The organism is Arthrobacter sp. NicSoilB11, assembly GCF_019977375.1.
Taxonomy (GTDB): Bacteria; Actinomycetota; Actinomycetes; order Actinomycetales; family Micrococcaceae; genus Arthrobacter.
Genome location: NZ_AP024657.1, coordinates 37,412 through 62,632 on the forward strand (window position 1 = coordinate 37,412; position 25,221 = coordinate 62,632).

The following is a 25,221-nucleotide window of genomic DNA, read 5'->3' on the forward strand; positions in this document are numbered from 1 at the left end:
CACCGCCGGCGACACAGCAGTTAACCTCAGGTGGCCTGCTCCGCAGGCAGCGCGGCCGGGATTCCCGCCGCCCGTTCCGCCGCTGCCAATGACGCAGCCAGCCTTCCGACGGCGTCCGGGTAACCCTTGTGCGCGGCCGTCCGCAACTGGTCCGCCGTCCGCATCGCCTTGATCAGTGCCGACGTTTCGGGCAGCCGCACGTCAGTCAGTGCCGGGTAGTCGATGCTGTACGCCGGATCAAGTTCGTAGCGCCGCCACCGGACCATGAGCTCGTCGTGATGCGCGCTGGCGGCCTGGTGGGCCGAACGCTGCCGCCGCCCTTCCCGGCGGACGGTGCGCCAGGCCAGGAACCGGGGGCTGCCACGGTAGGCGGCGATGCCGGCAGCGGCAGCTGCCCCTGTCAACAGCAGTCCAGCCCACGGCGAGACCAGGGCGGGGATAATCAACGCGGGAAGGGCGACACAGGCACCCAGGAACAGGTCCCAAAACAGCTGGTCCGGAGCCTCCGCTGCGCGGCCGGCCAGTGCGTTGCCGGCTGGTGCGCTGCCTCCGGAAGCCAAAGCCCGGCGTCGGACAACAAAGACCGTGGCGGCCACGCTGGCCACCAGCACGGGACCGCACAGCAGGACCGCCCACGCACCTTGAAGCAGCCCCTGCATCAGAGACTCCGCCACAACTGACATCCTGCACCTCCAGCGCCCAGCCCCCGGCCGGAAGAGGCCGGGCTGGTCCTTCCATTGCACCGTCTCCCGGGCGCAGCGTCAATGGCGGAGAAGGCGTGCCACAACCTCCCGGAGCAGCCGGAATAAAAGGACATGGGGATGCCTTCACCTGAGTTACAAAGGTGCCATCCGCAGGCCAAGGAGGAAGGCAATGGTCAGGATCGCCGTGGTTGTCGGCAGTACGCGGCCGGGGCGGCGCAGTAGGCAGGTAGCCGAGTGGGTCCTCAAGCACGCACAGGAGCACGGCGGCGCCGAGTTCGGGATGCTGGACGTTGCCGATTTCGCCCTGCCCTTGCTTGATGAGCCGTTGCCGCCCTCTTTGGGCAAGTACCAGCAGGACCACACGAAACGGTGGGCCGCGGCGGTAAAGGGGTTCGACGGGTTCATTTTTGTCACCGCCGAATACAACCATTCCGTTCCGGGCGCCCTCAAGAACACGCTGGATTACGGCTACGCGGAGTGGCCGTTCGCCGCGGATTTCCAGGAATACACCACCTTCACACCGTCAGAAGGGGCGGAAGAGGCGCTGCAGCCGCTGCTTGATCAGGTCATTTCCTGGTCCAAGGCACTGCAAACCGTCAGGAGCTGAGCGGTACGGTGAAGGCATGCGACTCAAAATGTGCAGCATCCACGTCCAGGACCCCGCCGCCGCCCATGCCTTCTATACGGGAACGCTCGGCTTTGACACGCTCATGGCCATGCCGGAGTACAACCTCTACATCATCAAAGACCCGGGAGCGGACGACAGTTCAGTAGGACTCCTCCTCGAGCCCAGCGACAACCCAATCGGCGCGAACTACATGAAAGCCGTGCGCGAGGCGGGCCTACCCGCGATAGTCTTCGGGGTTCCCGATGTGCAGGCGGAATACGACAGGCTGGTGGCCGCCGGAGTCAGCTTCAAGACCCCGCCCACCACGGATCCGTTCGGGACCAGTGCAGTGTTCGACGACGGCTGCGGAAACTACATCCAGATCCACCAGGACTGAGGGCTAACGGGCCTGGGTGCGGTCCTTCTTCGCCTGCTTCTTCGCGGCCTCTTCCTTGACCCGCTGGGCCTCGGCGCGGACAGCCGCGTGGGTGGCACGTTCGGTGACCAGCCACTGCGGCGGAGCCTGCAGCAGCGCGGTGATTTCCGCCGTCGTCAGTGCTTCCTCCACGCCGCCGCGGGTTAGGCCGCTGATGGACACGTTCAGCTTCTGTGCCACCACGGGGCGGGGGTGCGGGCCGTTGCGGCGGAGCTCGGCGAGCCATTCCGGCGGGTTGGCCTGCAGTTCGGCGAACTCCTCGCGGGTGATGGTTGAATCCTGGAACTCCTGCGGCGTGGCCGGGAGATAGATGCCAAGTTTCTTGGCAACGGTGGCCGGCTTCATGGACTGGGAGTTTGCAGAGGTCATGCTTCAAGGGTATCCGGGCGGCGGGTACTGTGAAGACGTGCCCTCCGACAATACCCCCTCGCCTGATGCCCAATCCGCCCCTGACGGGCCGGCCGACCAGGCGGCACCCCGGGTGCTGCGCATCGCATACGTGGCCGGCGTGACGCCGGGCAAATGGATCCGCCGCTGGGAAGAGCGGATGCCGCATATTCCCCTTGAGGCATTCATGGTCGACGACGGCGCGCAGCTTGGGAAGCTGCGGGACGGCGCGGCGGACATGGGTTTTGTCCGCCTTCCCATCGAGCGGGAAGGGCTCAGCGTCATACCGCTCTACGAGGAACAGCCGGTGGTGGTGGCGCCGAAGGGGCACGAGATTTCAGTGTTCGAGGAAGTGGCCCTGGCCGACCTGGCGCAGGAGTCATTCCTCGATGTTGCTGCCCTGGGCGGACCGGAGGCCGCGCTCCAGGTGGTTGCCGCCGGCGCCGGCCTGGTGGTCCTCCCCATGTCGGTGGCCCGCCACTTCAACGTCAAGGACACGGTGGCGCGCAGGCTCACCGGCGCGGACGGAACTGAGATCGCGCTGGCCTGGCCGACGGAGGCCACGGATGAGGTGCTGGAGGAGTTCATCGGCATCGTGCGCGGACGCACTGCCCAAAGCTCACGCCAGCCCTCGGCCCAGCCGGTCAAGGTCAAGAAGGATCCGAAGCCGGACCGCCGCGGCACCGGCGCCAAAAAGGCGCCCAAGGTAGCCCAGAGATACGCCCCCAACCCGGACAAGGGCCGGGGGAAAGGGTCCCGAAAGAAGGGCAAGCGCTAGGCAGGAGTCCAGGCCCGGCAACGGCAAAGCCGGCCCGCGGGATGCGGAGCCGGCTTTGCTTTGGTACGTGGATACCCACGCGGGTTACGTGTTTTGGACGTGGTCTTTGGCGTCGGTGGCGCGGTCTTTGACGTCGGTGGCGGCTTGTTGGCCTTCGAGTTTGACGTTTTGGGCGGCGTCGGTGGCGGTGGCCTTGACGTTTTCCATGGCTTCCTGGGCTGGTTCCTTGAGGTCCTGGGCCATGGTTTTGGCGGCGTCGGTGACCTGGGTTGCCAGGGGCTGGGCTGCGGTTTTGAGCTGGTCCGCGGCTTCGCGTTCCTTCTGGCTTGCCGGGATCAGCGAGGAGACCAGGAGTCCGGCGCCGAAGGCGATCAGGCCGGCGGCGAGGGGGTTGCCGGCGGTTTTGGCTTTGACCTGGTCCGGGGCGGCGGAGACGGCGTGGCCGGCGTCGCTGAGTTTTGCTGAGACGGTGTCGCCTGCCTGGTGGAGGCTGTCGCCGGCGGTGTGCATGGCGTTGGTGGTGTGCCCGGCGCCGGTGGCGGTGGTGTCGTGGACATTGGTGGTGGCGTTGTCTGCGGCGCCCATGATTTTCTCCTTGACGCCGGTGACGGCGTCTTTGACCTTGTCGGTTTGGCGGTGGACGATGTTGGACGGGGTGACCTTGTCTGCCACGGCGTCCACGTTGGTGCCCAGGCGTGCCCGGGTGGCTTCTATGTCTGCGCGGATGACGTCAGGGTTTTCGCTCATCGGTTTACCTCACCTGGTTTTAGGGTTGGGGGAATTTCTGAGAGGGTTTCCCCGGTTTGGGGCAGGCCTTTGATCTGCTTGAGTTCGTTGCGGCCGATGGAGGCCAGGACGGCGGCGATGATGGCCCAGATGACGGCGACGATCAGTGCGGACCAGCCCAGGGGCATGATGGCGCCCAGGGCCCACATCAGGGCCAGGGAGAGGAAGAGCAGGACGAAGTGTCCGCCGACGCCGGCGCCGGCGAGCATGCCGGCGCCTTTCCCTGCGCGGGAGGTGGATTGTTTGAGTTCGGCCTTGGCCAGTTCCACTTCCTGGCGCATCAGGGTGGACAGGTCCCGGGTTACGTCGCCCAGCAGCTCGCCCAGGGACGCGTTGTCCGCTTTCACATGCGCCGCACTCGGCGGCATTTCCGGAATCTGGCTACTCATTACAGGCCACCCGTGCCGCGGCGGCCAGTCCCGGAGGTTCCCTCGGTGCCGAACGCCTCGTCACCGGTGTACACGCCGTTTTCGGCCCGGTAGGGGTCGTCGTCGAACCGGAGCGGGGTTTCCTCCGCGGTACCCGAGGGAAGCGTGCTGGTGGATACCGGGGTTGCGCCTGTGACGGTGGGCTCATTGAAGAGGTCATCGTTACCCGCGGCGTACACGGTCTCCTGCCGCAGCGGCGCTACCGGTGACTGCACTGCCGGGGGTGTCTGCGCCGCGCGGTGCTGGCCCGAAGCCTGGACCTGCCCCTGCGAGTCGGGGGCGCCTGCGGTGAGGCCGCGGGTGAGGCGTCCGGCAAGGACACCGGCGCCGGCGGCGAGGAGCAGGAACGTGCCGGGATTGTTGCGGGCGTACCGCTGGACCTCGGTCAGGAGGTCACCGGGTTCCCGGTTCTCCAGCCAGGACGCGATGGAAGACGTCCGCTCGGCTGCCTGCCGGACAAGGTCGCTGGCCATGCCCTGCTGGTCCGGGGCGCTGGCCATGCTGTGCAGCTGGCTGGAAATGTTGCGGATGCCCTCGGCGGCCTTCTGCTGCTGCGTGCCGGCCTGGGTGGTCAGGCCCGACTTGGCCTGGTGGAGCAGGTCCTGGGCATTGAGCTTGGCCTCGTGGGCCACATTCGCGGCCTCGCCCTTGGCGGTCTCCGCTACATTCTGGGCGGCTGATGCGGCTTCACCAGCAACGTTGGAAGCCTCTTCCTTGGCTGCCTGCGACTTGGAGGAATCGGTTGAAACCCCCGTGTAAGAGTCATGCTGGGGCGCTGTTTCCGTTGCGCCGTACGGATCGGCAACACCGGGGGCGGCGGGGGTATGTGGAGTCTGGGGCCATTGGTTCTCTGTCATCATCGCTCTCTTTCAGAAAGGGTTAGCTGGCGAACAAGAACCAGCAGTGCTGGCAACTTAGTAAGCAAGGTTACTAATTAGATACTAAGCACACTTCCCATTTCGATTGCAAGGGGTAGTGGTGTTCGGCTTCCAATGGCTGCGCCTATGCAAGGGCGTGAAGGTGGGCGGTTAGTAAGCCTACTTGCGAATGTGTTGCTAAGCATGCTTATTGTAGGGGTGTAGCGACGCATGGTGACCAGCACTTTCGCCACCTACAGGAAGGCTGCGGCCGATGACCAGCAATCTCGATCCGGACGCCCGGAGCAGCTACCGCCTGATCACTCTGGCGGCACGGCTGATCCAGCGGCGGCAGGACGATGCACTGGCCCCCCTTGGCCTCACCCGTGCCGCTGTTATTGCATTGGAAGGCCTGATGGGGGGCCCACTGAACCAGGAACAGCTTGCCGACGCGATCAGGGTCCAAAGCCAGACGTTGGGCCGTGTCCTGACCCGGCTTGAATCCACAGGACTCATCACCAGGATGCGCCATGCCACAGACCGAAGGCAGCTGAAAGTGGAACTCACCGATGCCGGTGTTGCCGCCGTTGAAGCGGCGCGGGAGGCAGAGGTCAAGGCCTATCCTGACGATCCGGACATCGCATGGAAGGCACTCCGCGAGGAGCTGACAAAGTTTGTCCGCGCCGCACCGCTCAGCCACGACACCGGCGTGGTTCCGTTTGCCCCTCCCGAACACCGGGCCGCGCACGGTCACCGGCCGCAGGCCGGGCGTGCAGGCGGCCTGCGGGGATGGGACCAGCCCCGCCAGAATTGACGGGAAGTCTAAAAAGCAGTGGCCGGACCTTTCGGACCGGCCACTGTTTTGTCCAACCTTCGGCTTCCCGTTCCTCCTCCAGCAGTCCCCCTTGCACCAGGTGGGCTGCATAGGCTGATTACGACGACGGGACGCCCGGGCCCGGGGACCAGCGGAGCAGTGCCGCCACATCCACGCCCTCCGGCAGGACAGGTCCAGGGACCAGGAGAACGCGGGCGTCAGTCAGGGCAGCTGCCCGCAACAGGGCGGCAGGGGCCGGAACTTCGCCAAGTATTCCTGCCGCCAGGGCTTCCTCTTTGGCCGTGGCGATCCACGGTTCGGCATCCAAGGCCAGCATGGTCCGCCGGGACAGGGCGGCGTCATCAAGGATCAGGACCTCAACCTGTCCCTGCTGGAGCGCGTGGACCACAGCTCCCGCCCCGTGGGCCGCTTCCGGATTTGCCTGGCCCTCCTGGACTGCCAGCCTGTCCATGACCGCCTGCTGTTCTTCAGCCCAGACCTCCGCCACCCGCTGGCTGACCTGGTCCTCCAGGTTGGCGCTGTCCGCCCCGGCAGTGTGCGTGTGGGAATCGACCTCCGACAACAGTGCCCTGCCGGCCTCGGAGAGGCTTTCCCTGACCAGCCCGCGGGCGCGGATATCGCCGGCGAGAACAATCAGCCGGGCGCCGCCCGCACTGGCCACCCTGTCTATTTCGCCCGCCACTTCGTCGGCGTTCCGGCGCCACACGTCCTCGGTGTGGTGCTGGAACCGCAGCTCCGACCAGCCGCCGCCATGGAATTTGTGAATGTGTTCGGACTCGCCCTCCACCTCCCGGACGCTGGCAGGGGCCCCCGCCCCGGCACGGTACAACCGGATTTCCCCATGTTCGCGGCTGACCTCGGCCACAACGTACGGAAACTCTTCGGGCTGGTGTTTCAGCAGCGGGAGCAGGTCCGGGACGGGCTCGACGACCATCCTCTCCGGCAAGACCAGCCGGCCCGGGAGCACCTCGTTGAGTTCGGCTTTCCCGCCGTGGACCAGCACGAACCTGGACACGGGGGAGGGCATCCCCGTTGCGGGCGTGAGGGCCTGTTCCATGGCGTCGATGTCAGCGGACGTTGCTCCCTGGGCCTCGAGCTGGGCGCGGGTGTTTCCGGCCCGGACGTCGCCGGCTTCCAGGCTGTCCACTGTTCCGGTTCCGGCATCCACGTAGGCTGTGCACCAGGGGCCGGGCAGGCGGTACAGGTCCGCGTATGCCTTCAGGCCGGAACCGTGGGTGGTATTGCCGCGTTCTGCCATGACGATCTCCTTCGCGCGTGACGTGGTGTCACAGGCTTATTGGTTCGTCACTTCACGCTAGCACCGGGGAAGAGGCGGCTGAAGGGTCTTCCGGCCCCCCGACAGTCAGCCCGTCCGTCAGGCCTGGCAGGCGTCCTTCAAGGCCCGGACTGAGTCTGCCGGCACCTGGTCTCCGGCTTCGGCGATCTGGCCCAACGGCGTCGTAATTTCCGCCGGTACCCCTGCCGTGCGTGCCGCCGAGACGAGCCCGGCCAGCGCCTGTCGGTCCTCCACGCTGACCAGGCCGTCCTGCACCACCGCGCAGATTTGCCGGTTGACTTCCTGTGCGGCGGCGGAGGCAACTTTGGATGCGGCATCGCTGGCGGCATTGCCCGCAGCCTCCTCCACCCCGCCACATCCGGTCAGCAGCAACAGGGCGGTGGACAGGGAGGCGGCAGTAACGACGGCGGCGCGGAAGGTCATGCCTCAAGCGTACCGGCGGTGCCTACCGGCGGGCCGGGACGCCGAGGATGCTGTCCAGGAGTCCGTTCCGGAACTTGCCCTCCGGGTCGTGCCCGGCAGCAAAGGAACGGAAGTCGGCGAAGCGCGGGTACAGCTTTTCCCAGTCATGGGCGTCCGCTGTGAACAGTTTGCCCCAGTGCGGGCGCGCCCCGAAGGGCCGGAGGGCGTCTTCCAGGAATGGGAGGAAGGCTTCCACCTCCGGCTGCAGCGGTTTCCAGGTGAAGTGCAGGGCAACGCTCTGCTGGCGGTAGAAAGGGCTGAGCCAGAACTCGTCGGCGGCTCCGGTGCGGATCTCCGAGACGAAGAGCAGGGGTGCAAGTTGGCCGGCCAGCCCGCGGACTGCCTGGAGGGCGGCGGGGGCGTGCTCCAGGGGAAGGATGAATTCGCTTTGCAGTTCGTCCCCGTTGCTGGGAGTGAACTCGTGCCGGAAGTGCGGCAGCCGGTCCAGCCAAGGCCCGGGTTCGTCCAGCTGTGCAGTGCAATTCTCGGCGGACATGTCCGGCAGCGGGTGCCGGGGACGGAGGGCGGCGGTGGCACCAAACAGGTTGGCGGGTGGTTGCTCCCCGTCGAGTGCTTTGAGCCAGACCTGGTTGATCCGGTCGCCGGCGTAGTCCGTAAACAGGCTCACGCTGTAGGCGCTGGAGACGATGGCGGTGAAATCCGACAGGGCGTTGTCCCAGGGAAGGTCCTCCAGGACACGCTGGCGCACTGTGAAGCTGGGACGTACCGCCAGTTCCAGTCCGGTGACGATGCCCAGGGCGCCGATGCCCACCACGCTGGCAAGGAACTCATCGCCGTCCGCCCGGGTAAGTGTCACCTGCTCGCCCGAGGCCCGCACCAGGTCGATGGATTCCACGGCGCCGGCGAGGGACGGGTTGTCCACCCCGGAGCCGTGCGTGCCGGTCTGGACCGCACCGGCTACCGAAATGTGCGGCAGCGAGGCCAGGTTGTGGATGGCAACCCCGGACTCCTCCAAGGTCCGGCACAGTGCCCCGTAGCTCACCCCGCCGCTGACCCGCACGGTTCCCCGCCCGGCATCCAGTTCCACCTGCTGCGGCAGGGCATCGAGGAGGATGTGGACGCCGTCAGTGTCGCCCACCCGGTTAAAGGAGTGCCGGGAGCCCAGGGCCTTGACCCGCGGCGAGTCCGCCACGATGTCCGCCAGCTCCGCTACGGATTCCGGCCTCCGCACGTCCGCGGAGGAGTATTCGAGGTTTCCTGCCCAGTTCTTCATCGGGTGGCTTTCGTTTGACATCGGTTTCCTCCAACTGTCAGCGCTAACAATCTTCGCTGTCAAGGCGCTTCCACGGGACGGGCGGGGGCCGCAGGAGTGGCAGCATGCCAGTGCCCGGGCTGCTCAAGCCCGGCGGGGAGGAGGGTGGAAGCGCTGCCGTGGGCCGCGGTGATTTGCGCCTGGGTGAGGAAGAGCGCCCCGGTGAGGTCGGCGTCGTCGAGCTTTGCATCCCGCAGGTCGGCACCAAGGAGGTCCGCTGCCGTCAGGTCGGCGCCCCGGAGGTCCGCGGCGATCAGGCAGGCACCGCGAAGGTCCGCAGCGCACAGCGGCAGGCCGCGCAGGTTTGCTCCCGCGAGGTCGGCGCCCGGCGCCAGGCGGACCAGGCGCGGATCGTCGCCGGAGGGGCCGGCGCCGAAGTAGCCCGCGCGGACCTCCTCACTGACCTCGCGGAGTGCGCCGCCCACCTGGAGGTGCAGGGATGCGATGTCGGCTGCGAGGACCTCCTCAAGGGCGCCCGCTGCAACTGCCCTGACCTTCGCCTGCAAGCGGCGGACATCCTCCGCGGTATCCGGGCCGTAGGCTTTCGCCCCAGCCTGGGCCAGGAGCCACAGCATTTCGTGCAATTGGCGCAGGACTTTAAAGGCGCCGAACATGTCCGGCGCCGATTCCGGGTCTTCCCGCCAGCTGATGCCCCTGAACAGCCGCTGGCTGACTGCCTGGCCTGCGCCGAAGCAGTCGAAAACCGTGCAGCCCGCAAACCCGCGGGGCCGGAGCCGGTCATGGATGGTGCAGGAGAAGTCCGGCGCCAGGTTGGGGCATGGCGTGGCGGGCGGTTTGTCGATGGCGAAGTCGGCCGAGCGGGTGAACCCGAAAGCCGTGCAGCACAGGGCAAAGCACTGCGAACAGTCAGGCCTGAGGGCGGCCGGGCCGGTGGGGGTGGCGGCGGAAGGAGGGTTGGTGGGTTTCATGATTGCTCCCGAGGGTGGTTCCGGTAGGGGCGCGGGACGGAGGGGAACCCATGGTGGGGTTCCCCTCCGTGGCACGCGGAATCACCGTTCCTGCCGGGAATGACGGGAACTGCGGACGGCTGGACATCAAAGGCAATGAAGGAGAATCACTGCGTCCAGAATATCCGCATCGGGCGGGAATGGTCAGTCGCTGTTCGTGTTTACCGTGCCCTTTCCTGAGGCTTTTCCTGTGGGCGTGGTGCGCGGCGGTGGAACGCGGCGGCTCCCGGTGGCTTCGAAGGCCGCGGCCAGCCGCAGCACGTGGGTGTCACTGTAGGCGCGGCCGGCGATGGTGAGGCCAACGGGCATCGCGATATCCGCAGCGATGCCCATCGGAACCGTGACAGTCGGGATGCCGAGGTGGCGGGGTACCAGGTTTCCATTGGCCACCCAGACGCCATTGCGCCAAGCGATGTCCGCCGAGCGTTCATTGGTATCCGCGTCGGCAGGTGCCACGTCGGCCGCCGCCGGGAACACCACGGCATCCAGTCCCAGCCGGTCCATCCATTCCTCCAGGTCCACCCGGCGGGTTTCCTCAAGTCCCGCCAGGCCTTCGGGCAGGTGCGGAATGTCGGCCAGGACGGGAACCCCGTTGTCGCGGATCCAGGAAGGATAGTCGGCGATGTCGTCGTCGAACCCGTCGTAGCGGTCCGGCAGCGCGCCCTGGGGGGCGGGGAAGATCGCGGAACCGTCGACGTCGGCAAGGCGGTTCAGCCGCGGGTCGCCGTTGGCGTCGAGGAAGTCATGCCACGCCCAGGCCGACAGGTCCACGATCTCCCGCCGCAGATACTCCGGCGACACTAGTCCGCGGGTGGCGATGGTGGGCGAACCGGGCCGGTCGCCCTCATAGTTGGACACCACGGGGAAGTCCACTTCCACCACTTCCGCGCCCGCGGCTTCCAGAGCACGCCGCGCCGCGTTCCAGAGGTCCAGGATGGACCCGCGCGTCTCGATCCGTTGCCCCGTGGGACCGCCGATGCCAGGTGCTTCGGCCGTACCGGCGGCGGGATCGGCATTGATGTACATCCGGGGGATGCCAAGCCTTTGTCCCGCAAGCACGCCCGCGGCCGCCGAAGCGTCCCGGACCGCGAGGCCAACGTACGACGGCGGGCGGACGGCGGATGCCTTGGGCAGCGGGATCCACGGCTGGACGCGCCAGAAATCCCCGCGGGCCTCGGCGTCATCCGCCACCACCACATCCAGGACCTCCAGCAGGTCCGCCATGGTGCGGGTGTGCGGCACCACCACGTCCATGGTGGGTACCAGGGGCCAGTTGCCACGTACGGAGATGATGCCGCGCGAGGGTGTGTAGGCGCACAGGGCATTGTTCGACGCCGGTGCCCGCCCCGAGGACCAGGTTTCCTCGGCGAGGCCGAATGCCGCGAAGCTGGCGGCCGTGGCGGTACCGGAGCCGTTGGATGATCCGGAGGCGAAGGCGGCGGTGAGGTATTCCGCGTTATAGGGGCTCTCTGCCCGGCCATATACGCCGCGCTGCATACCTCCGTTGGCCATGGGCGGCATGTTGGTGAGCCCGATCAGGACCGCCCCGCCTGCCCGCAGCCGTTCGATGGTGAAGGCATCCCGCTGTGCCACCAGGTCCTTGAAGGCCGGTGAGCCCGCGGCTACGGTAAGCCCCTTTACCTGGTAGCTGTCCTTAGCCGTGTAGGGGATACCGTCGAGGGGTCCCAGGGTGAAGCCGGCAGCGCGGCGCCGGTCTGACGCCTGTGCTTCGGCAACTGCATCCGGGTTCATCACGACGAGGGCGCTGAGGCGTATGCCGTGCGAGTCATACTTCTCGATGCGGTCAAGGTAGAGACGGACCAGTTCCTCGCTGGTGACCTGGCCGGAGTCGAGGGCGGCGCGCAGCTGTGCGATGCCGGCCTCCACGACATCGAACGTCTGCCCCACCGGCAGCGGAACCTCCGTTTCGGCGAGCTTCACAGTGTGCCTCCATCCTTGGCAGCCGGCTGCTGCTGCGTGATGCAGTGGATGCCGCCGCCGAAAGCGAAGATGTCCCTGGCATCCACCAGTTCCACGGCCCTGCCCGGATACGCGCGTTCCAGGATCCCCGCGGCGATGGTGTCGTTGGGATCGTCAAAGCTGCACAGCACCACCACGTCGTTGCCGACGTAGTGGTTGATGTAGGACCAATCCACCCAGCCATCAGCATCGCGCAACACCGTGGGTGCCGGGACGTCGATAATGCGCAGCGGCCGGCCTTTGGCATCCAGCTGGCCCGCGAGGACGGCCTTCAGCTGCAGGTAGACGGCATGGTCGGGGTGGGCGGGATCGTCCTGGCGGTGCAGCAGGATGGTGCCGGCGCCGGCGAAGGCTGCCACGATGTCCACGTGTCCCCGGGTGCCGAATTCGTCGTAATCCCGGGTCAGTCCGCGTGGAAGCCAGATGGCTTTGGTGGTGCCCAGGGCGGCGTGGACTTCTGCTTCAACCGATTCCTTGGTGGCGCCGGGATTGCGGCGGGGATCCAATTGAACCGTTTCGGTAAGCAGGACGGTCCCTTCGCCGTCCACATGGAACCCGCCGCCCTCATTCACCAAGGGGCTCGGCCAGACGGGAACTCCGGTGCCTATTGCAACAGTCCGGGCAACGTCCTGGTCCTTGGCCCACGCCGCCCACTCCTGGGCCCCCCATCCATTGAAGATCCAGTCGACGGCTGCCAGTGCGCCGTTGGGCTGGTGCACGAACGTGGGGCCGCTGTCCCGCAGCCAGGCGTCATCGAGCGGGACCTCCACGACGTCGATGCCGCTGCCGAGCCATTCCCGTGCGGCCGTGGCGTCCCTGGGGTCAGCCACCACCGTCACGGGCTCGTGCCGGGCGATGGTCTGGGCCACCGTGGTCCAGGCGGCCCGGGCCCGGTCAAGGGTGGGGCTGCCTATGGGGCCGAAGGTGTCGTTGGGTGGTGGAAACGCCATCCATGTGCGCTGGTGGGCCTCCCACTCTGCGGGCATGTGGCCTGCGGTGCCGGTGGATACATGGTCAGGGGCGGCGCTGTCCCGGACTGCGGTCGAATAAATGAATGCCATTCATTTATTATGGGGACCGTACTGGCAGCGCGCAAGAGTATTTCGTTTCAGTCCCTGCCTGTCCGGTCCACCGCCGACAGGATGGCCTGGGCCAGTTGGTCCGGTTTGGTGAACTGCGGCCAGTGCCCGGTGGGCAGGTCGATGAATTCCACGTCCCGCACCTTGGCCAGTTCCGCCACGAAGGGATGGTTTGCCGCGATCCACTCCCGGAGCATGGCCGAGGGGAACCCGCACGAGATGACGGTGGCGGGAACGTCGTAGCGGCGCCCGTCATGCAGGCGCTGCCTGCCGTACGCCACGCCGCGGGGTTCGGGAATGGCGCGGGCGCGGAATGACTGGCGCAGCCGGTCGTTGAGGTCCACCGGTTCGGCGTCGTCAAAACTCTGCCAGGGCGGCAGCGGGACATCGTCCCCGTGGGCAGGCAACTGGTCGTTGATGACGCTGCCGTCAGCCAGCGGCCCGCTGTCCACGTAGATGGCGCGTTCCACCCTGTCCGGCCGCGCATCCACTACCCCGTGAATGATTGCCCCGCCGCCGGAGTGGCCCACCAGGACCACCCTGCCCGGCAGCCCGTCCAGGACCTCCACCACCGCATTGATATGGTCCTGCAGGCTGATGCCTGCGCGGCTGGCATCCACCGAGTCCTTGCCGGGAAGCGTGAGGGGATGGGGGCGGTGCCCGGCTGCTTCCAGGGCAGGTGTTACCCCCTCCCATGACGAGGCGTCCAACCAGAAACCGGGTACCAGGATGATGTCCATGACCGAACCCTACTCCCCACCCATGACACGGAATAGGCGTTCTCCTACCGCTTGCGCTTCCGGTCCTTGTCTCCGTTCCGGCTTCCGCGTTCGGAGGCCTCGCGCTCAGCCCAGCGTTGCGACTTCCCCGCCGAAACCACCTTCTGGTGCCACTCCCGGTGGTAGGCGCGCTGGGCGGCGACATCGGAGCGGCGCGCCAGCGCCGCCAGTTCCCGCTGCATCTTCAGATACGAGTTCCAGCGGCGCGCGGCCAGGACGCCGGTGTCGATTGCTTCGCGGACAGCGCAGCCAGGCTCGCTCCCGTGTGAGCAGTCAGCGAACCGGCAGCCGGCAGCCAGTTCCTCGACGTCGCCGAACATCCCGTCCAGGCCGTCCCCGGCATCGAACAGGCCAAATCCGCGCACGCCGGGAGTGTCCATCAGCACCGTCCCGTTGGACAGCGGAACCAGCTCGCGGACGGTGGTGGTGTGCTTGCCCTTGAAGTCTCCGGACCGCACTTCGGCGGTCTGCTGGACGTCGCGGCCCACCAGGGCATTGATCAAGGTGGATTTGCCAGCACCGGACGGTCCCAGCAGCACGATGGTTCCGCCCGGCGGAATCCGTGCCATCAGTTCGTCGATACCGTCGCCGTTTTCGGCGGATGTGGTGACCACCTCCACGCCCGCCGCCTGAAGGATAACTTTTCCGACGACGTCGTCCGCCACCTCGGCCAGGTCCGCCTTGGTGATGATCACCAGGGGGGTGGCGCCGGAATCCCATGCGGCGACGAGGGTGCGTTCCAACCGGTTGTGTGTGAGGGGCCGGTCCACGGGCACCACCACGCCCACGGTGTCCACGTTCGCGGCCAGGACCTGCGCGGCGGACGAATCCTCGAAGGCACGTTTGCGGCTGAGTTCCGAGCGGCGGGGGAGGACGGCCAGGATTTGCCGGTCGCCGCCCCGGTTGGGGCCGATCCAGACCCAGTCTCCGGTGACGGCCGGCTCGCCCGAGAGCGGGTAGGGCAGGTGGAGGAGACCGTCATGGACCGCAACGAGCAGCAGGGTGCGGTCCACGCGGACCACCCGGCCCCGTTCAGTTGCCGGCGGACAGGGATGCTGATCGAAATAGCCGGCAACGGCGGGCGTGTAGCCGTATGCGGAGGGGCCGGGCAGCGGACGAGTGCCAGCAGCGCTGTCTGTTTCTGTGGTGTTGGTGGTGTCCAGGGGGTTGCCTGAAGAAGTATGCACTGTGGTTCCTTGGGCTGTCCCCGGTGCAGTGCGGCTGGACGCGCAGCGTCAGGAACCGCGAAGGCAGCCGGGAGGGATGGTGGGTGTGATGGATGCGGGGCGCCCAGGGCGCGCGGCAACTGCAGTCATCAAAACCACCTCCATTCCCTTGTGCGGTTTCCCGTCCTCCTGCCGGAAGCGGCGGGGCGGGACCGTCTCCCACTTTAGCGGCCGCCAACGCCGGAGGCTAGAGGTTGGCATCTTCCGCAGGGGATTGCCGCGTGCTACCGCCGAAGTTCCTGCGCCCGCTTCTGCCGTCCGCTGATGGACGAAGCGTAGCCGCAGTTGGTGCAGGTGATCAGGTATTTCCGGGACACCGTGAGGACAGGGATGAAGAACAGCGTGAACTTGGTGGCCTGTTCGTCCAGGGCATGGTGGACGAAGGCGCCGCAGTGCTGGCAGGTTGCCGTCCGGCCCGGCAGGGCCTGGTGGACGGTCTTGAAGCCGAAAAGGAGGAGCATGGGCGGGCCTTTCATTGCCTGGGTGGTACCTGCCACCCTAGGTGAGTTTGACGGCTGTCCTTCAGGGGTACGGACGCTTCTGTACGGTGTGCGTGGATGCCATACTGTGCTGGGCAACATCGGGCCTTCTGGGGGGACTTCTGGCACATGGTTCTGGACACGGCGACCCTGCGCATCGCTTTCGGCCTCATGGCCCTGGTCCTGGTGGTTCTCTTCTACTTTTCCGCCTACCGGCTGACGCGTTCGCCATACAGCGCCTGGTGGTGCGGTGCCCTGCTGTTCTTCCTGGCCGGATCAGGCTGCTTCCTGTTTGACGGCACAGTGCATCAGGTGTGGGCCAACCCCCTGGGAAACACCCTGCTGGTGCACGGCGGCGTTGCAGTGTGGGCCGGGGCGCGCTCCCTGCGGACCGTACGGCCTCCCAGGTGGGCCTTTACCGGCATTCCCTTGGTCACCCTGGTGGCCTCCCTGCTGGACCAACCCGCCACCAACACCTGGTCCGGCGGCACGGTGTTCCTCGCCGCCATGAGCCTGACCGTCGGATTGGCGTCCCGTGAGCTCTGGCGCCTTGAGCCCGGGTATTCGCGGGTCCGGATCCCCATGGCTGTGGCGGCAGGAGGGCTCAGTGTCTTCTACTTCTTCCGTTGGCTGGCGTTCCTGGTGGAGGGCCAGAACGGGCCTGTCTTCGTCACCGTTTTTGGGTCCGCCATCACCACCCTGGTGACCATGGTCCTGCTGGTGGTGGTGTCCTTCAGCATGGCGGCCTTGAGCACCGAACAGCAGACGCGTGCCCTGCGCGTGGTGGCCAGCCGCGACGACCTCACCGGGCTCCTGAACCGCAAGGCCTTCCTGGACCTGGCCACCGAGCAGTTGGCCGACCGCACCATCACCGGCGGCTCGGGAGCCCTGATCCTTGCCGACCTTGACCACTTCAAGACTGTCAACGACACCTATGGGCATGCCGCCGGCGACCTGGCGCTGCAGGCCTTCGCCGACGCCTGCGCTGCCACCGTGCGCTCCACAGATCTGACGGGGAGGTACGGCGGGGAAGAGTTCGTCATCCTGGTTCCCGGAGCAAGCGCCGAACGGGCCGAGACGATTGCCGAGGAGATCAGCAGGCGCATGGCCGGCGCGGACACGCCGGCCGGCATGGAGATGCCCACCGCGAGTTACGGCATTTCCACCTACGACGGCGTGACCTCCGATGTTGATCAACTTATCGCCGCAGCGGATGCCGCCCTGTACCGGGCCAAATCGCTGGGCCGGAACCGCGCCGCCCGCAGCGACGGGCTGCGGTAGCTTTACTGCCCAAAGCGGCACGGTTCCGGACAGCCGGCTACTGGGACTGGAGCGCATCCGCCTGTTCGGCCAGGACGGTGAGGGCCACGCTTTCCGGCCGCTCCACCGTGCTCCGGATGCCGACCGTCATGCCGCTGCGTGCGGCTTTGAGGACGGATTCCATGACTTCCAGGACGTGGAAGGCAAGTGCGCCACCCGCCCTGGGCTCCTTGCCTTGCGGGGTGGCGGCAAGGTCCGCGATGCCGAACCCGCGTCCGGCGTCGACGTACCCTGCGGAGGCGGGAAGGGTCTCCCAGTCCTCGGCGCCGAGGGAGAACAGTTGGACGTCGCCGTCAAAGTGGTTCGGATCCGGCACCACCAGGGAACCGCGCTCGCCATGGATCTCGATGTTGGGCGACTTCGACTTCACGGCATCGAAGCTCATGAAGAGGGTGGACAGCGCACCGGAGGCGTGGACCAGGACGCCGGTCACGTGGGAGTCGATGGTGACCGGCACTTTCTCGCCCTGGCGCGGCCCCGAGCCGATGGTGCGCTCATTCCGGGTGTGGCTGGCCGCGCCCATCACGGAGACGACCGGACCCAGCAGGGTCACCAGGGCGGTGACGTAGTAGGGGCCCATGTCCAGCAGCGGGCCGCCGCCGGGCTGGTAGTAGAAGTCCGGGTTCGGGTGCCAGCGCTCGTGGCCTGGGGTCACCATGGTTGCCGACGCCGAGATGGGGGCGCCGACCAGCCCGTCGTCGATCGCCTTGCGGGCGGTCTGGATGCCGGTGCCCAGTACGGTGTCAGGAGCGCAGCCGACGGCGACGCCGGCCTCGCGTGCCGCGTCCAGCACCTGGCGCGCCTCCTCAGTCGTGGCAGCAAGGGGCTTCTCGCCGTAGACGCTCTTTCCGGCGGCGATGGCCTTCAGTGCCACCTCGGCGTGGGCGGCGGGGATGGTCAGGTTCAGGACAAGTTCGACGTCGTCCGCGGCGAGGAGTTCCTCCACGGAGATGGCGCGGACACCTTCGTAGCCATCCGCCACGGCCTGGGCACGTGCGGGGTCCAGGTCCGCCACGGCCACCAGGTCGATCTGGCTGAGTTTGCGGAAGTTCGCCAGGTACTGCGCGATGATGGCTCCGCAGCCAATGATTCCGACTTTCAACGGCTTGCCCACAGCAGGCCCCTTTCGATGATGGTGCGGACATTGGTGTCCTGGAGGATTTCGACCCGATGGCCGGGGGTGGCGACGAAGATGCGGCCCTTGCCCCACTGGCGGGTCCAGATGGCGGGGGAGGTCACTTCACGGTTCCACGGGTCCCATTCACGGACCTTCTGGGTGGTGGTGGCCAGGACATCGATGTAGTCGTCGGAGAGGACCCAGTACTGCTCGGTGACCAGGTCGAAGTCCTGGATGCCCCGGGTGATGGGGTGTTCGGCGGCCGCGGGCAGCATGTTGACGGTATAGGGCACGTAGTTGTCCGACTGCTCGCCGATGCACTCATCCGGGTGCTTGCCAGGGTGGCAGGCGAACTGGCCGCCGATCAGGTGCAGGTAGTCGGAGGTGTTCCGGTAGGAATCGGCGATTCCACCGTGCCAGCCGGCCAGGCCGGTGCCGTTCTCCACGGCGGCCCGCAGTCCGGCGAACTCGTCCTTTTCGATGGTGGACATGGTCATGCACTGCATGATCAGGTCCACACCGGCCATGTAGGCGGCGTCGGCGTAGACCTTGGGGGATTCCTCCACCCGGACGTCATAGCCGTTGTCTTTGAGATAGGGAATGAAGAGCTCGGTGGCCTCGTAGGGCTGGTGGCCGTCCCAGCCGCCGCGGACCACCAGTGCATTCTTTCGTTCTGTCATTGAATTTCCTTTGTTTGGCTACCGGCCTTGCGGGCCGGAAAGAGCAGGGGGTCAGCGGCTGGCGAAGGCGGCGTCGAACGCCGCTGCGGGCGGGGCGATGCGGGCCAGTTCCTGGACCATGGCAAGGGCCTGCGGGGCGCCGATGAGGCGGTCCATTCCGGCATCCTCCCATTCGATGCTGGTGGGGCCGTCGTAGCCAATGGCATTCAGGGTCCGGAAGATCCGGTTCCACTGCACGTCACCGTGTCCTGCCGTGACGAAGTCCCAGCCCCGCCGGGGATCCGCCCAGGCGAGGTGCGAACCCAGGCGGCCGTTGCGGCCATCCAGCTGCCGGACGGATTCCTTTACATGCACATGGAAGATCTTGTCCGCGAAGTCCTGCAGGAACATCACGGGATCCAGGTCCTGCCAGATGAAGTGGGAGGGGTCGAAGTTCAGGCCAAAGTTCGCCCTGTGGCCAATAGCCTCAAGGGTCCGTTTCGCCGTCCAGTAGTCGTAGGCGATTTCAGACGGGTGGACCTCGAGTGCGAACCGGACACCTGCCTCGTCGAAGACGTCCAGGATGGGGTTCCACCGGTCCGCGAAGTCCTGGTAACCGGCGTCGATCATTGCCTGCGAGGCCGGCGGGAACATGGCGACGGCCTTCCAGATGGACGAACCGGTGAACCCCGTCACGGTCTTGACGCCAAGCCGTGCGGCCGCCCGCGCGGTGTCCTTCATGGCCTCCGCCGCCCGCCGGCGCACCCCTTCAGGCTCGCCATTGCCCCAGACTTCCGCGGACAGGATGCCCTGGTGGCGCTCATCGATAGGGTCATCGCAGACGGCCTGGCCCGTGAGGTGGTTGGCGATGGCGAAGACCTTGAGGTTGTTCTTCTCGAGGATGTCCAGCCGGCCCTGGAGGTAGTTGTCGTCCTCCGCAGCCCGGCGGGGGTCCAGGTGGTCGCCCCAGCAGGCGATTTCCAGCCCGTCAAAGCCCCACTCGCCGGCAAGCCGGGCCACTTCCTCGAAGGGCCGGTCGGCCCACTGGCCGGTGAACAGCGTGATTGGTCGTGTCATTGGGTGTTCCTTGGTTTCTTGAAGCTGTAGGTCGCTCAGACTTTTTGCCACTGGCTGGAATTCGCGGCGCTGGACTCCACTGCGGCGAGGACCCGCTGTACCTGCAAGGCGTCGCCGAACGACGGTTCCGGTTGGCGGCCCTCGCCGATGGCCGTGACCAGGTCCACCACCTGGTGGGTGAAACCGTGCTCGTACCCCAGGCCGTGGCCCGTGGGCCACCAATGCCCCACGTACGGGTGCTCGGGCTCGGTGACGAAAATCCGGCGGAAGCCGGCGTCCGGCGATTCGGCCGAATCGTAGAAGGACAGGACGTTCATGTCCTCGAAATCAAAGGCGAGGGAACCCTTGGTGCCGTTGACCTCCAGCCGCATGGCATTTTTCCGGCCCAGGGCGTAGCGCGTTGCCTCAAAGACGCCGATCGCGCCCGCGGAGGCGCCGCCGTCGAACTTTGCGCTGAAGATGGCCGCATCATCAACGGTGACGGTCCCGCGGGGGGTGTCACTGCTGAGGTCGCCGTGGCCCCCAAGGCCCACCAGGTCGCCTGCCAGCGGACGTTCCCGGACAAACGTTTCCAGCATTGCCGACACCCCGCTGATGTTCTGCCCCGTGACCCACTGGGCGGCGTCGATGCTGTGTGCGCCGATGTCGCCCAGGGAGCCGGAACCGGACTTGTCCTTGTCCAGCCGCCAGGTCATGGGGGCGTTGGCGTCGGAGAGCCAGTCCTGCAGGTACTGGGCCCGGACGTGCCGGATGTCGCCAATCCGTCCTTGCTCCACGAACCGCTTGGCCAGTGCCAGTGCCGGGGTGCGGCGGTAGCTGAAGCCGCACATGGAGAAGACGCCATGCTTTGCGGCGGTCTCCGCTGCCAGTGTCATCCGCTCGGCTTCCTCCACGGAGTTGGCCAGCGGCTTTTCGCACAGCACGTGCTTTCCGGCCTCGAGGGCTGCGATGGCAATCTCTGCGTGGGTGTTGCCGGGCGTGCAGATGTCGATGAGGTCGATGTCGTCGCGCTCGATCAGGCGCCGCCAGTCGGTCTCCACCGACTCCCAGCCCAGCTTGTCAGCTGCCGCGCGGACGCCGTCGGCATTCCTGCCGGCGACCGCGGTGAGCTGTGGCTGCAGCGGCAGGTCGAAGAACCGTGGCGCGGTCCGCCAGGCGTGGGAGTGGGCGGCACCCATGAAGGCGTAGCCCACCATGCCGACCCGCAGGGGTTTGGCGGTGGTCATGGACGTGTCCTTTCTACTTGCTGAAGCCGGCCGTCAGGCCTGCCAGCAGTTGGCGGCGGCCGATGACGTAAAGCACCAGGATGGGCAGCGTGCTGAGCATCACCGAGGCGAGAACGGCCGGGATATTGACGCTGAATTCACCCTGGAAGCTCCACAGGCCCAGGGGCAGGACGCGCAGGCTGGGGCTCTGGGTCAGGACCAGCGGGAGCAGGAACCCGTTCCAGACATGCAGGCCGTTGTAGATGGCAACGGTCACAATAGCCGGGCGGGTCAGGGGCAGGGCGAGCCGCCACATGGTCTGCCACTCGCTGCAGCCGTCCAGCCGCATGGACTCGAACAATTCGTTCGGGACGTCGCGGATGAAGTTGGACAGGATCAGCACTGTGAGGGGGATGGCAAAGGCAATGGACGGCAGCATCAGTGCCAGCAGGCTGTCGTACAGGTTGAGCCGGATGATCATCAGGTAGATCGGGATGATCGTCGCCTGGAGCGGGATGGCCAGCCCCATGAGGAACATGCCGTTGACCAGCTTGAGGAACCTTCCGCTGCCCCGGACGATCGCGAACGAGGCCATGAACGAGATCAGCACCGTGGGAATTACGGAACCGAGCGTGACGATGACGCTGTTCATGAAATATGTGGCGAAGTCTTTCTCAAGGACCAGTTGGTAGTTCTCCAGCGTGGGCGAGGTGGGAACGGCCAGGGGATTCTGGCCGAAGTATCCCGCCTGCGTCTTCAGGCTGGTGATCACCACGTAGTAGATCGGGAGGATGATAATGGCCAGCCAGATCCACCCACCGAGGCCGCCGGGGATGTTGAGCCGCCTCAGCCGTTGGCCGAGTCCCTGCTTGGGTGCGGCGGAACCGGCCGTGGTTCCGGTCCGGGCCTCCTGCGAATTGCTTTTCAGGACGGTACTCACCCTACAAACCTTCCAATTGGCTGCCTTGTTTGTCCTTGCCGCCAAGACGCTGGAGGAACAAGGCCAGTGCAAGGCCGATGATGACGAGAATGACGGCGATGACGCTGGCCGGGCCCATGAGGTTGGCCCGGAAGCCCCGCAGGTACATGTCCAGGGCCAGGATCCGCGTGGAGTTTCCCGGTCCGCCGCCCGTGAGGACGAAGATCAGGTCGAAGTAGGTCAGCGAACCCACCACCATCAGCGTGGAGGACGTGATGATGGTGTATTTCAGCTGGGGCAGGGTGATGTGGAAGAACTGCTTGATGGTTCCGGCACCGTCGATCTGCGCTGCCTCGTAAAGGGACTTCGGGATCTGCCGCACCCCGCCCTGGTAGATGAGGGTGTGGAACGGGACGAACTGCCAGGCGATGACGAAGATGACCAGGCCTACGGCCAGTTGGGGTACCCCCAGCCAGTCCTGTGCCAGGAAGGGCAGCCCCAGGCCGGTTGCCAGGCCGAAATTCGGGTCCAAAAGGGCCTTGAAGGCGATGGCGACGGCGGCTGAGGACAGCAAGAGGGGCAGGAAGTACAGGACGGCAAGGGCAGCCCGGTAGCGCTGGCTTCCCGCCGTGAACACCCCCAGGAGCAGGCTGATGGGAGTCTGGACCAGCCACGAAACGATCATGATCAGGAAGGTCAGGCCCAGGGCGTTGTACAGTCCCGGATCCGCCAGCACAGAGAACCAGTTGTCCAGTCCAGCTGCCCCGATGGCACCGATTCCGTCCCAGCTGCTGAAGCTGAGGATGAGCACCCCGGCCAGCGGGATGACTGCGAACACCAGGAAGAAGAACAGTGCCGGCAGGGTCAGCCACGCCAGGGCGGCCCTGCGCTGTTCGGTCTGCTTGGAATCTTTCGCCCTCGTGGCGGCCCGCGGGGCAGTGGAGACGGCGTTGCTCATTTCCCTAGGGTGCCGTTCATGTTCTCGGCGAACTGCTGCGGCGTGATCGACTTCAGGAACAGCTGGTCGATGTTGTTCAGCAGGGCCTCAGCTGCGGTGGGGCTCAGCGCCTGGTCCCAGGACTGCTGGAAGTTGGGTGCGTTCTTGGCCATGTCGTAGACGAAGTTCAGGAACTCCTTGTCCGGGGAGGTGTTCAGCTTGTCTTCGATGCCGTTGACAATCGGCACGGAGCCGGAGTTGATGTAGGCGTCGACCACGGTATCGGTCAGGATCCCGTCCTTGAAGAACTTCTTGGCGGATTCCTTTTCCTTGTCGCTGGCCTTGGAAGAGATTGACATGTACGCCGCGGGGTTTCCGACGCCGTTCTTCGGGTCGCCCTTGCCGCCGGCAACCGTGGGGAAGGGGACGAAGCCCAGCTTTCCGTCCTGCACAAAGTTCTGGCCGGCCTTCTTCATGGCGCCATAGGTCCAGGAACCGTGCAGCATCATGGCTGCCTTGCCGGAGAACAGGAGGGCCTGGTCTGCCTGCGAGTCGGCAGTGATGGAGGAGAAGCCCTTGATGAAGCCGTCAGCAGAGACCAGCTCCTGGATCTTGGTGCCGGTCTCGATCACGGCCGGGTCCATCCAGGAATTGGGCTTGCCCTCGAAGATCGCCTTGAAGACGTCCGGCCCGCCGATGCGGTCCAGGAGGTATTCAAGCCACATCATGGAGGTCCAGCGCGACTGGCCGCCCAGGGAGAACGGGGCTACGCCCATGCCGTTGAAGGTCTTGACCAAGGACATGATGTCGTCCCAGGTCTTGGGCGGCTGGACGCCTGCCTTCTGGAACAGTTCCTTGTTGTAGAACAGCACGATCGGGGCGACGTACTGGTTGGGCAGGGCGTAGATCTTGCCGTTGACGGTGGCTGCACCGAACACGGACGGGAAGAACTTCTTCTTCAGGTCCGGATTCTGGTCGAACCAGCTGGTGAGGTCCTCAACCTGGTTGGCCTCGGCGTAGGTCTTCAGGCCACCGCCGCCCCAGCCGTAGATGATCGTGGGTGCCTGGTTGGCGCCGATGGCGGTCTTGATCTTGGTCTTGTAGGCGTCGTTCTGGAAGTACGTGACCGTGATCTTGTCGGCGGAGTTTGCCGAGTTAAAGGCATCCACGGCTTTCTGCATGGTGGTCTGGTTCGGCTCGCCGGACAGGTACCACATGCTGGCGCCCCCGCCGCCGCTGGAGGCACCGGGGCCGGACGTCCCGCAGGCAGTGGTCGCGGCAACGGCAAAGGGAGTGAGGGCAGCGAGGGCGAGAAAAGACCGCCGGGAGGACTGGGGTTGCTTCATTGCTTCTCCATTGTGAATTTGCGTCGGGGTACGGGGCGTCAGCTCCGCCGTTCGTTCGAAACATTTCGAACGGTGATATAAGTCACGCTGTAAACTAAAGCCCTAATTATCGGCGGCGTCAAGGGATCGTAGAGGATCTTTTCTGTCTACTCCCTATGTCCCGGTGCTCTTGACCGGAGAAGGCCCCACTCTGCACAATGAAAACGTTTCCCCACTTTCGAAAGATTGCGAACCGATGACGAGCAAATTGCAGGAGCGGACCAAACCCACGCTCGCTACCGTGGCCAGGCAGGCAGGGGTTTCGGCGCCTACGGTGTCCAAAGTGGTGAACGGGCGTGAGGACGTGGCCCCCGAAACCAGGGCCCGGATCCTTGCCGCACTGGAGCAGGCGGGCTACCAGTCGCCTGTCCAGCGCCGGGCGGCCGCCGAAAGCGGGACCGTGGTGGAAGTAGTGATCGACGTGCTCGACTCCGCATACACCATCCAGGTCCTCAACGGCATCCTGCAGTTCGCTGCCGCCGCCGACGTCGAAATCCTGGTCAGCGTGACCGGCCAGTCCACCCCCGCCCGCCACACCCCCGAGCGCCGGGCGCAGCGGATGCTCGAAGAGGGCAGGGCCGGGATGATCGTGGTGACCTCGGCCTTCAGCGAGGCGCAACTGCACGCGTTCAGGCGCCGCCACATCCCCGTCGTCGTCATCGACCCGCTTAACCCGCCCTCCGCCGACGTCGTCAGCGTTGGGGCCACCAACTGGGCCGGCGGCAAAGCTGCCACCGAGCACCTGCTGGGACTGGGACACCGCCGCATTGCCTACATCGGCGGCATAGAGGGCGCTGAATGCAACCAGGCGCGGCTGCACGGATACATGGCAGCCCTGATGGCACAAGGGATCAAGGTGGACCCCCAGTACGTTGTTTCCGGCGGCCGGTTCCGGACGGAGAGTGGGGTCAATGGATTCAAAGAGCTGCTGAAGCTTGACCCACGCCCCACGGCGATCTTCGCCGGAAGCGACACCATTGCCCTGGGCGTCCTCAGCGAAGCGCGGCGCCACGGAATCAGGGTTCCCGAGGACATCAGCCTCATCGGCTTCGACGGCACCAACCAGGGTGAGCAGTCCGTTCCATCGTTGAGTTCCGTGGCCCAGCCCCTGGAGGAGATGGGGCGGGCGGCCCTAAGGTCGCTGCTGCGGCAGGTGCAAGGCGAAGTCCTCGATTCCCACCGAGTGGAACTGGCAACCCAGGTAATCGTGCGGGAATCCACCGCCCCTCCCGCGGACTGAA

General features: G+C 66.2%; 27 protein-coding genes. 6 read left to right on the plus strand and 21 right to left on the minus strand.

Going from position 1 to position 25,221, the window contains the following annotated elements; translation table 11 throughout:
* Positions 1-26: 26 nt before the first annotated feature.
* Positions 27-683, minus strand: coding sequence for a hypothetical protein (locus tag LDO14_RS00190; RefSeq protein WP_051081377.1), 657 nt, complete (start codon positions 681-683; stop codon positions 27-29).
* A 190-nt stretch (positions 684-873) separates the two neighbouring features.
* Between LDO14_RS00190 and LDO14_RS00195 the strand changes: the two genes are divergently transcribed.
* On the plus strand, positions 874-1,311 hold the full coding sequence (locus LDO14_RS00195; RefSeq protein WP_018769911.1) for an NAD(P)H-dependent oxidoreductase: 438 nt from the start codon (positions 874-876) through the stop codon (positions 1,309-1,311).
* A gap of 16 nt (positions 1,312-1,327) precedes the next feature.
* Positions 1,328-1,708, plus strand: coding sequence for a VOC family protein (locus LDO14_RS00200; RefSeq protein WP_026265868.1), 381 nt, complete (start codon positions 1,328-1,330; stop codon positions 1,706-1,708).
* 3 nt (positions 1,709-1,711) lie between these two features.
* Here the strand turns inward: LDO14_RS00200 and LDO14_RS00205 are convergent, their stop codons facing one another.
* Entirely contained in the window at positions 1,712-2,116 is a 405-nt protein-coding gene (locus LDO14_RS00205; protein ID WP_026265869.1) for a DUF5997 family protein, read from the minus strand.
* On the opposite strand from LDO14_RS00205, the gene LDO14_RS00210 reads away from it, so the two are divergent.
* Positions 2,115-2,912: a LysR family substrate-binding domain-containing protein gene (locus LDO14_RS00210; RefSeq protein WP_081620206.1), complete on the plus strand. Its 798-nt coding sequence runs from the start codon at positions 2,115-2,117 to the stop codon at positions 2,910-2,912. The two genes, LDO14_RS00205 and LDO14_RS00210, sit on opposite strands and share 2 nt — an antisense overlap.
* Positions 2,913-2,996: 84 nt before the next feature.
* Here the strand turns inward: LDO14_RS00210 and LDO14_RS00215 are convergent, their stop codons facing one another.
* From LDO14_RS00215 to LDO14_RS00225, 3 genes are read right to left on the minus strand one after another with little or no spacing between them, the layout of a single operon-like run.
* On the minus strand, positions 2,997-3,659 hold the full coding sequence (locus LDO14_RS00215) for a DUF3618 domain-containing protein (RefSeq protein WP_223993201.1): 663 nt from the start codon (positions 3,657-3,659) through the stop codon (positions 2,997-2,999).
* Positions 3,656-4,087 carry a phage holin family protein gene (locus LDO14_RS00220; protein ID WP_223993203.1) on the minus strand — a complete coding sequence of 144 codons (432 nt, stop codon included), beginning with the start codon at positions 4,085-4,087 and terminating at the stop codon, positions 3,656-3,658. Before LDO14_RS00220 ends, LDO14_RS00215 begins: the two co-directional genes overlap by 4 nt.
* Positions 4,087-4,983, minus strand: a complete 897-nt coding sequence (locus LDO14_RS00225; protein ID WP_223995326.1) for a hypothetical protein — start codon at positions 4,981-4,983, stop codon at positions 4,087-4,089. The genes LDO14_RS00220 and LDO14_RS00225 overlap by 1 nt, the downstream gene beginning before the upstream one ends.
* A gap of 274 nt (positions 4,984-5,257) precedes the next feature.
* Here LDO14_RS00225 and LDO14_RS00230 point away from each other — a divergent pair, with 274 nt between their 5' ends.
* Positions 5,258-5,797 (plus strand): MarR family transcriptional regulator, encoded by a 540-nt coding sequence (locus LDO14_RS00230; RefSeq protein ID WP_018770406.1) that lies wholly within the window; start codon positions 5,258-5,260, stop codon positions 5,795-5,797.
* 118 nt (positions 5,798-5,915) lie between these two features.
* Here LDO14_RS00230 and LDO14_RS00235 read toward each other — a convergent pair whose 3' ends face one another.
* The 9 genes from LDO14_RS00235 to LDO14_RS00275 form a co-directional block, all read right to left on the minus strand.
* On the minus strand, positions 5,916-7,076 hold the full coding sequence (locus tag LDO14_RS00235; RefSeq protein WP_223993205.1) for a Vms1/Ankzf1 family peptidyl-tRNA hydrolase: 1,161 nt from the start codon (positions 7,074-7,076) through the stop codon (positions 5,916-5,918).
* A 117-nt stretch (positions 7,077-7,193) separates the two neighbouring features.
* Positions 7,194-7,538, minus strand: coding sequence for a hypothetical protein (locus tag LDO14_RS00240; protein ID WP_018770404.1), 345 nt, complete (start codon positions 7,536-7,538; stop codon positions 7,194-7,196).
* A 22-nt stretch (positions 7,539-7,560) separates the two neighbouring features.
* Complete coding sequence (locus tag LDO14_RS00245) at positions 7,561-8,811, minus strand: D-arabinono-1,4-lactone oxidase (protein WP_223995334.1); 1,251 nt, start codon at positions 8,809-8,811, stop codon at positions 7,561-7,563.
* A gap of 59 nt (positions 8,812-8,870) precedes the next feature.
* Entirely contained in the window at positions 8,871-9,779 is a 909-nt protein-coding gene (locus LDO14_RS00250) for a pentapeptide repeat-containing protein (protein WP_223993208.1), read from the minus strand.
* A gap of 183 nt (positions 9,780-9,962) precedes the next feature.
* Entirely contained in the window at positions 9,963-11,759 is a 1,797-nt protein-coding gene (locus tag LDO14_RS00255) for an amidase (RefSeq protein WP_223993210.1), read from the minus strand.
* Positions 11,756-12,784: an agmatine deiminase family protein gene (locus LDO14_RS00260; RefSeq protein ID WP_223995336.1), complete on the minus strand. Its 1,029-nt coding sequence runs from the start codon at positions 12,782-12,784 to the stop codon at positions 11,756-11,758. Before LDO14_RS00260 ends, LDO14_RS00255 begins: the two co-directional genes overlap by 4 nt.
* A gap of 122 nt (positions 12,785-12,906) precedes the next feature.
* On the minus strand, positions 12,907-13,617 hold the full coding sequence (locus LDO14_RS00265) for an alpha/beta hydrolase (RefSeq protein ID WP_018770399.1): 711 nt from the start codon (positions 13,615-13,617) through the stop codon (positions 12,907-12,909).
* A 44-nt stretch (positions 13,618-13,661) separates the two neighbouring features.
* A complete protein-coding gene (rsgA, locus tag LDO14_RS00270; protein WP_223995338.1) occupies positions 13,662-14,819 on the minus strand; it encodes a ribosome small subunit-dependent GTPase A in 1,158 nt (385 codons plus the stop codon).
* 287 nt (positions 14,820-15,106) lie between these two features.
* Positions 15,107-15,379 (minus strand): zinc-ribbon domain-containing protein, encoded by a 273-nt coding sequence (locus LDO14_RS00275; RefSeq protein ID WP_223993212.1) that lies wholly within the window; start codon positions 15,377-15,379, stop codon positions 15,107-15,109.
* Positions 15,380-15,490: 111 nt separating this feature from the next.
* On the opposite strand from LDO14_RS00275, the gene LDO14_RS00280 reads away from it, so the two are divergent.
* Positions 15,491-16,642 (plus strand): GGDEF domain-containing protein, encoded by a 1,152-nt coding sequence (locus LDO14_RS00280; protein ID WP_018770396.1) that lies wholly within the window; start codon positions 15,491-15,493, stop codon positions 16,640-16,642.
* 37 nt (positions 16,643-16,679) lie between these two features.
* Here LDO14_RS00280 and LDO14_RS00285 read toward each other — a convergent pair whose 3' ends face one another.
* From LDO14_RS00285 to LDO14_RS00315, 7 genes are read right to left on the minus strand one after another with little or no spacing between them, the layout of a single operon-like run.
* Positions 16,680-17,795 (minus strand): Gfo/Idh/MocA family oxidoreductase, encoded by a 1,116-nt coding sequence (locus LDO14_RS00285; RefSeq protein ID WP_018770395.1) that lies wholly within the window; start codon positions 17,793-17,795, stop codon positions 16,680-16,682.
* Positions 17,780-18,478, minus strand: coding sequence for a ThuA domain-containing protein (locus LDO14_RS00290; RefSeq protein ID WP_018770394.1), 699 nt, complete (start codon positions 18,476-18,478; stop codon positions 17,780-17,782). Before LDO14_RS00290 ends, LDO14_RS00285 begins: the two co-directional genes overlap by 16 nt.
* A gap of 51 nt (positions 18,479-18,529) precedes the next feature.
* Positions 18,530-19,534, minus strand: coding sequence for a sugar phosphate isomerase/epimerase (locus LDO14_RS00295; protein WP_018770393.1), 1,005 nt, complete (start codon positions 19,532-19,534; stop codon positions 18,530-18,532).
* Between the two features lie 35 nt (positions 19,535-19,569).
* Complete coding sequence (locus LDO14_RS00300) at positions 19,570-20,760, minus strand: Gfo/Idh/MocA family oxidoreductase (RefSeq protein WP_018770392.1); 1,191 nt, start codon at positions 20,758-20,760, stop codon at positions 19,570-19,572.
* A gap of 13 nt (positions 20,761-20,773) precedes the next feature.
* A complete protein-coding gene (locus tag LDO14_RS00305; protein ID WP_018770391.1) occupies positions 20,774-21,679 on the minus strand; it encodes a carbohydrate ABC transporter permease in 906 nt (301 codons plus the stop codon).
* Position 21,680: 1 nt separating this feature from the next.
* Positions 21,681-22,616 carry a sugar ABC transporter permease gene (locus LDO14_RS00310; RefSeq protein ID WP_018770390.1) on the minus strand — a complete coding sequence of 312 codons (936 nt, stop codon included), beginning with the start codon at positions 22,614-22,616 and terminating at the stop codon, positions 21,681-21,683.
* On the minus strand, positions 22,613-23,941 hold the full coding sequence (locus tag LDO14_RS00315) for an extracellular solute-binding protein (protein WP_018770389.1): 1,329 nt from the start codon (positions 23,939-23,941) through the stop codon (positions 22,613-22,615). The genes LDO14_RS00310 and LDO14_RS00315 overlap by 4 nt, the downstream gene beginning before the upstream one ends.
* Positions 23,942-24,176: 235 nt before the next feature.
* Between LDO14_RS00315 and LDO14_RS00320 the strand changes: the two genes are divergently transcribed.
* Entirely contained in the window at positions 24,177-25,220 is a 1,044-nt protein-coding gene (locus LDO14_RS00320) for a LacI family DNA-binding transcriptional regulator (protein WP_018770388.1), read from the plus strand.
* The last annotated feature ends 1 nt before the right edge of the window (position 25,221 follow it).

Excerpts from the sequence above, each read along its gene's own strand:
- LDO14_RS00300 (WP_018770392.1), bottom strand. The coding sequence starts at position 20,760 with ATGACCACCGCCAAACCCCTGCGGGTCGGCATGGTGGGCTACGCCTTC.
- LDO14_RS00280 (WP_018770396.1), top strand. The coding sequence starts at position 15,491 with ATGGTTCTGGACACGGCGACCCTGCGCATCGCTTTCGGCCTCATGGCC.
- LDO14_RS00315 (WP_018770389.1), bottom strand. The coding sequence starts at position 23,941 with ATGAAGCAACCCCAGTCCTCCCGGCGGTCTTTTCTCGCCCTCGCTGCC.
- LDO14_RS00320 (WP_018770388.1), top strand. The coding sequence starts at position 24,177 with ATGACGAGCAAATTGCAGGAGCGGACCAAACCCACGCTCGCTACCGTG.
- LDO14_RS00195 (WP_018769911.1), top strand. The coding sequence starts at position 874 with ATGGTCAGGATCGCCGTGGTTGTCGGCAGTACGCGGCCGGGGCGGCGC.
- LDO14_RS00190 (WP_051081377.1), bottom strand. The coding sequence starts at position 683 with ATGTCAGTTGTGGCGGAGTCTCTGATGCAGGGGCTGCTTCAAGGTGCG.
- LDO14_RS00215 (WP_223993201.1), bottom strand. The coding sequence starts at position 3,659 with ATGAGCGAAAACCCTGACGTCATCCGCGCAGACATAGAAGCCACCCGG.
- LDO14_RS00310 (WP_018770390.1), bottom strand. The coding sequence starts at position 22,616 with ATGAGCAACGCCGTCTCCACTGCCCCGCGGGCCGCCACGAGGGCGAAA.
- LDO14_RS00290 (WP_018770394.1), bottom strand. The coding sequence starts at position 18,478 with ATGACAGAACGAAAGAATGCACTGGTGGTCCGCGGCGGCTGGGACGGC.
- LDO14_RS00265 (WP_018770399.1), bottom strand. The coding sequence starts at position 13,617 with ATGGACATCATCCTGGTACCCGGTTTCTGGTTGGACGCCTCGTCATGG.
- LDO14_RS00260 (WP_223995336.1), bottom strand. The coding sequence starts at position 12,784 with ATGCCCGCAGAGTGGGAGGCCCACCAGCGCACATGGATGGCGTTTCCA.
- LDO14_RS00295 (WP_018770393.1), bottom strand. The coding sequence starts at position 19,534 with ATGACACGACCAATCACGCTGTTCACCGGCCAGTGGGCCGACCGGCCC.
- LDO14_RS00220 (WP_223993203.1), bottom strand. The coding sequence starts at position 4,087 with ATGAGTAGCCAGATTCCGGAAATGCCGCCGAGTGCGGCGCATGTGAAA.
- LDO14_RS00200 (WP_026265868.1), top strand. The coding sequence starts at position 1,328 with ATGCGACTCAAAATGTGCAGCATCCACGTCCAGGACCCCGCCGCCGCC.
- LDO14_RS00225 (WP_223995326.1), bottom strand. The coding sequence starts at position 4,983 with ATGACAGAGAACCAATGGCCCCAGACTCCACATACCCCCGCCGCCCCC.
- LDO14_RS00235 (WP_223993205.1), bottom strand. The coding sequence starts at position 7,076 with ATGGCAGAACGCGGCAATACCACCCACGGTTCCGGCCTGAAGGCATAC.
- LDO14_RS00245 (WP_223995334.1), bottom strand. The coding sequence starts at position 8,811 with ATGAAGAACTGGGCAGGAAACCTCGAATACTCCTCCGCGGACGTGCGG.
- LDO14_RS00205 (WP_026265869.1), bottom strand. The coding sequence starts at position 2,116 with ATGACCTCTGCAAACTCCCAGTCCATGAAGCCGGCCACCGTTGCCAAG.
- LDO14_RS00240 (WP_018770404.1), bottom strand. The coding sequence starts at position 7,538 with ATGACCTTCCGCGCCGCCGTCGTTACTGCCGCCTCCCTGTCCACCGCC.
- LDO14_RS00250 (WP_223993208.1), bottom strand. The coding sequence starts at position 9,779 with ATGAAACCCACCAACCCTCCTTCCGCCGCCACCCCCACCGGCCCGGCC.
- LDO14_RS00230 (WP_018770406.1), top strand. The coding sequence starts at position 5,258 with ATGACCAGCAATCTCGATCCGGACGCCCGGAGCAGCTACCGCCTGATC.
- LDO14_RS00210 (WP_081620206.1), top strand. The coding sequence starts at position 2,115 with ATGCTTCAAGGGTATCCGGGCGGCGGGTACTGTGAAGACGTGCCCTCC.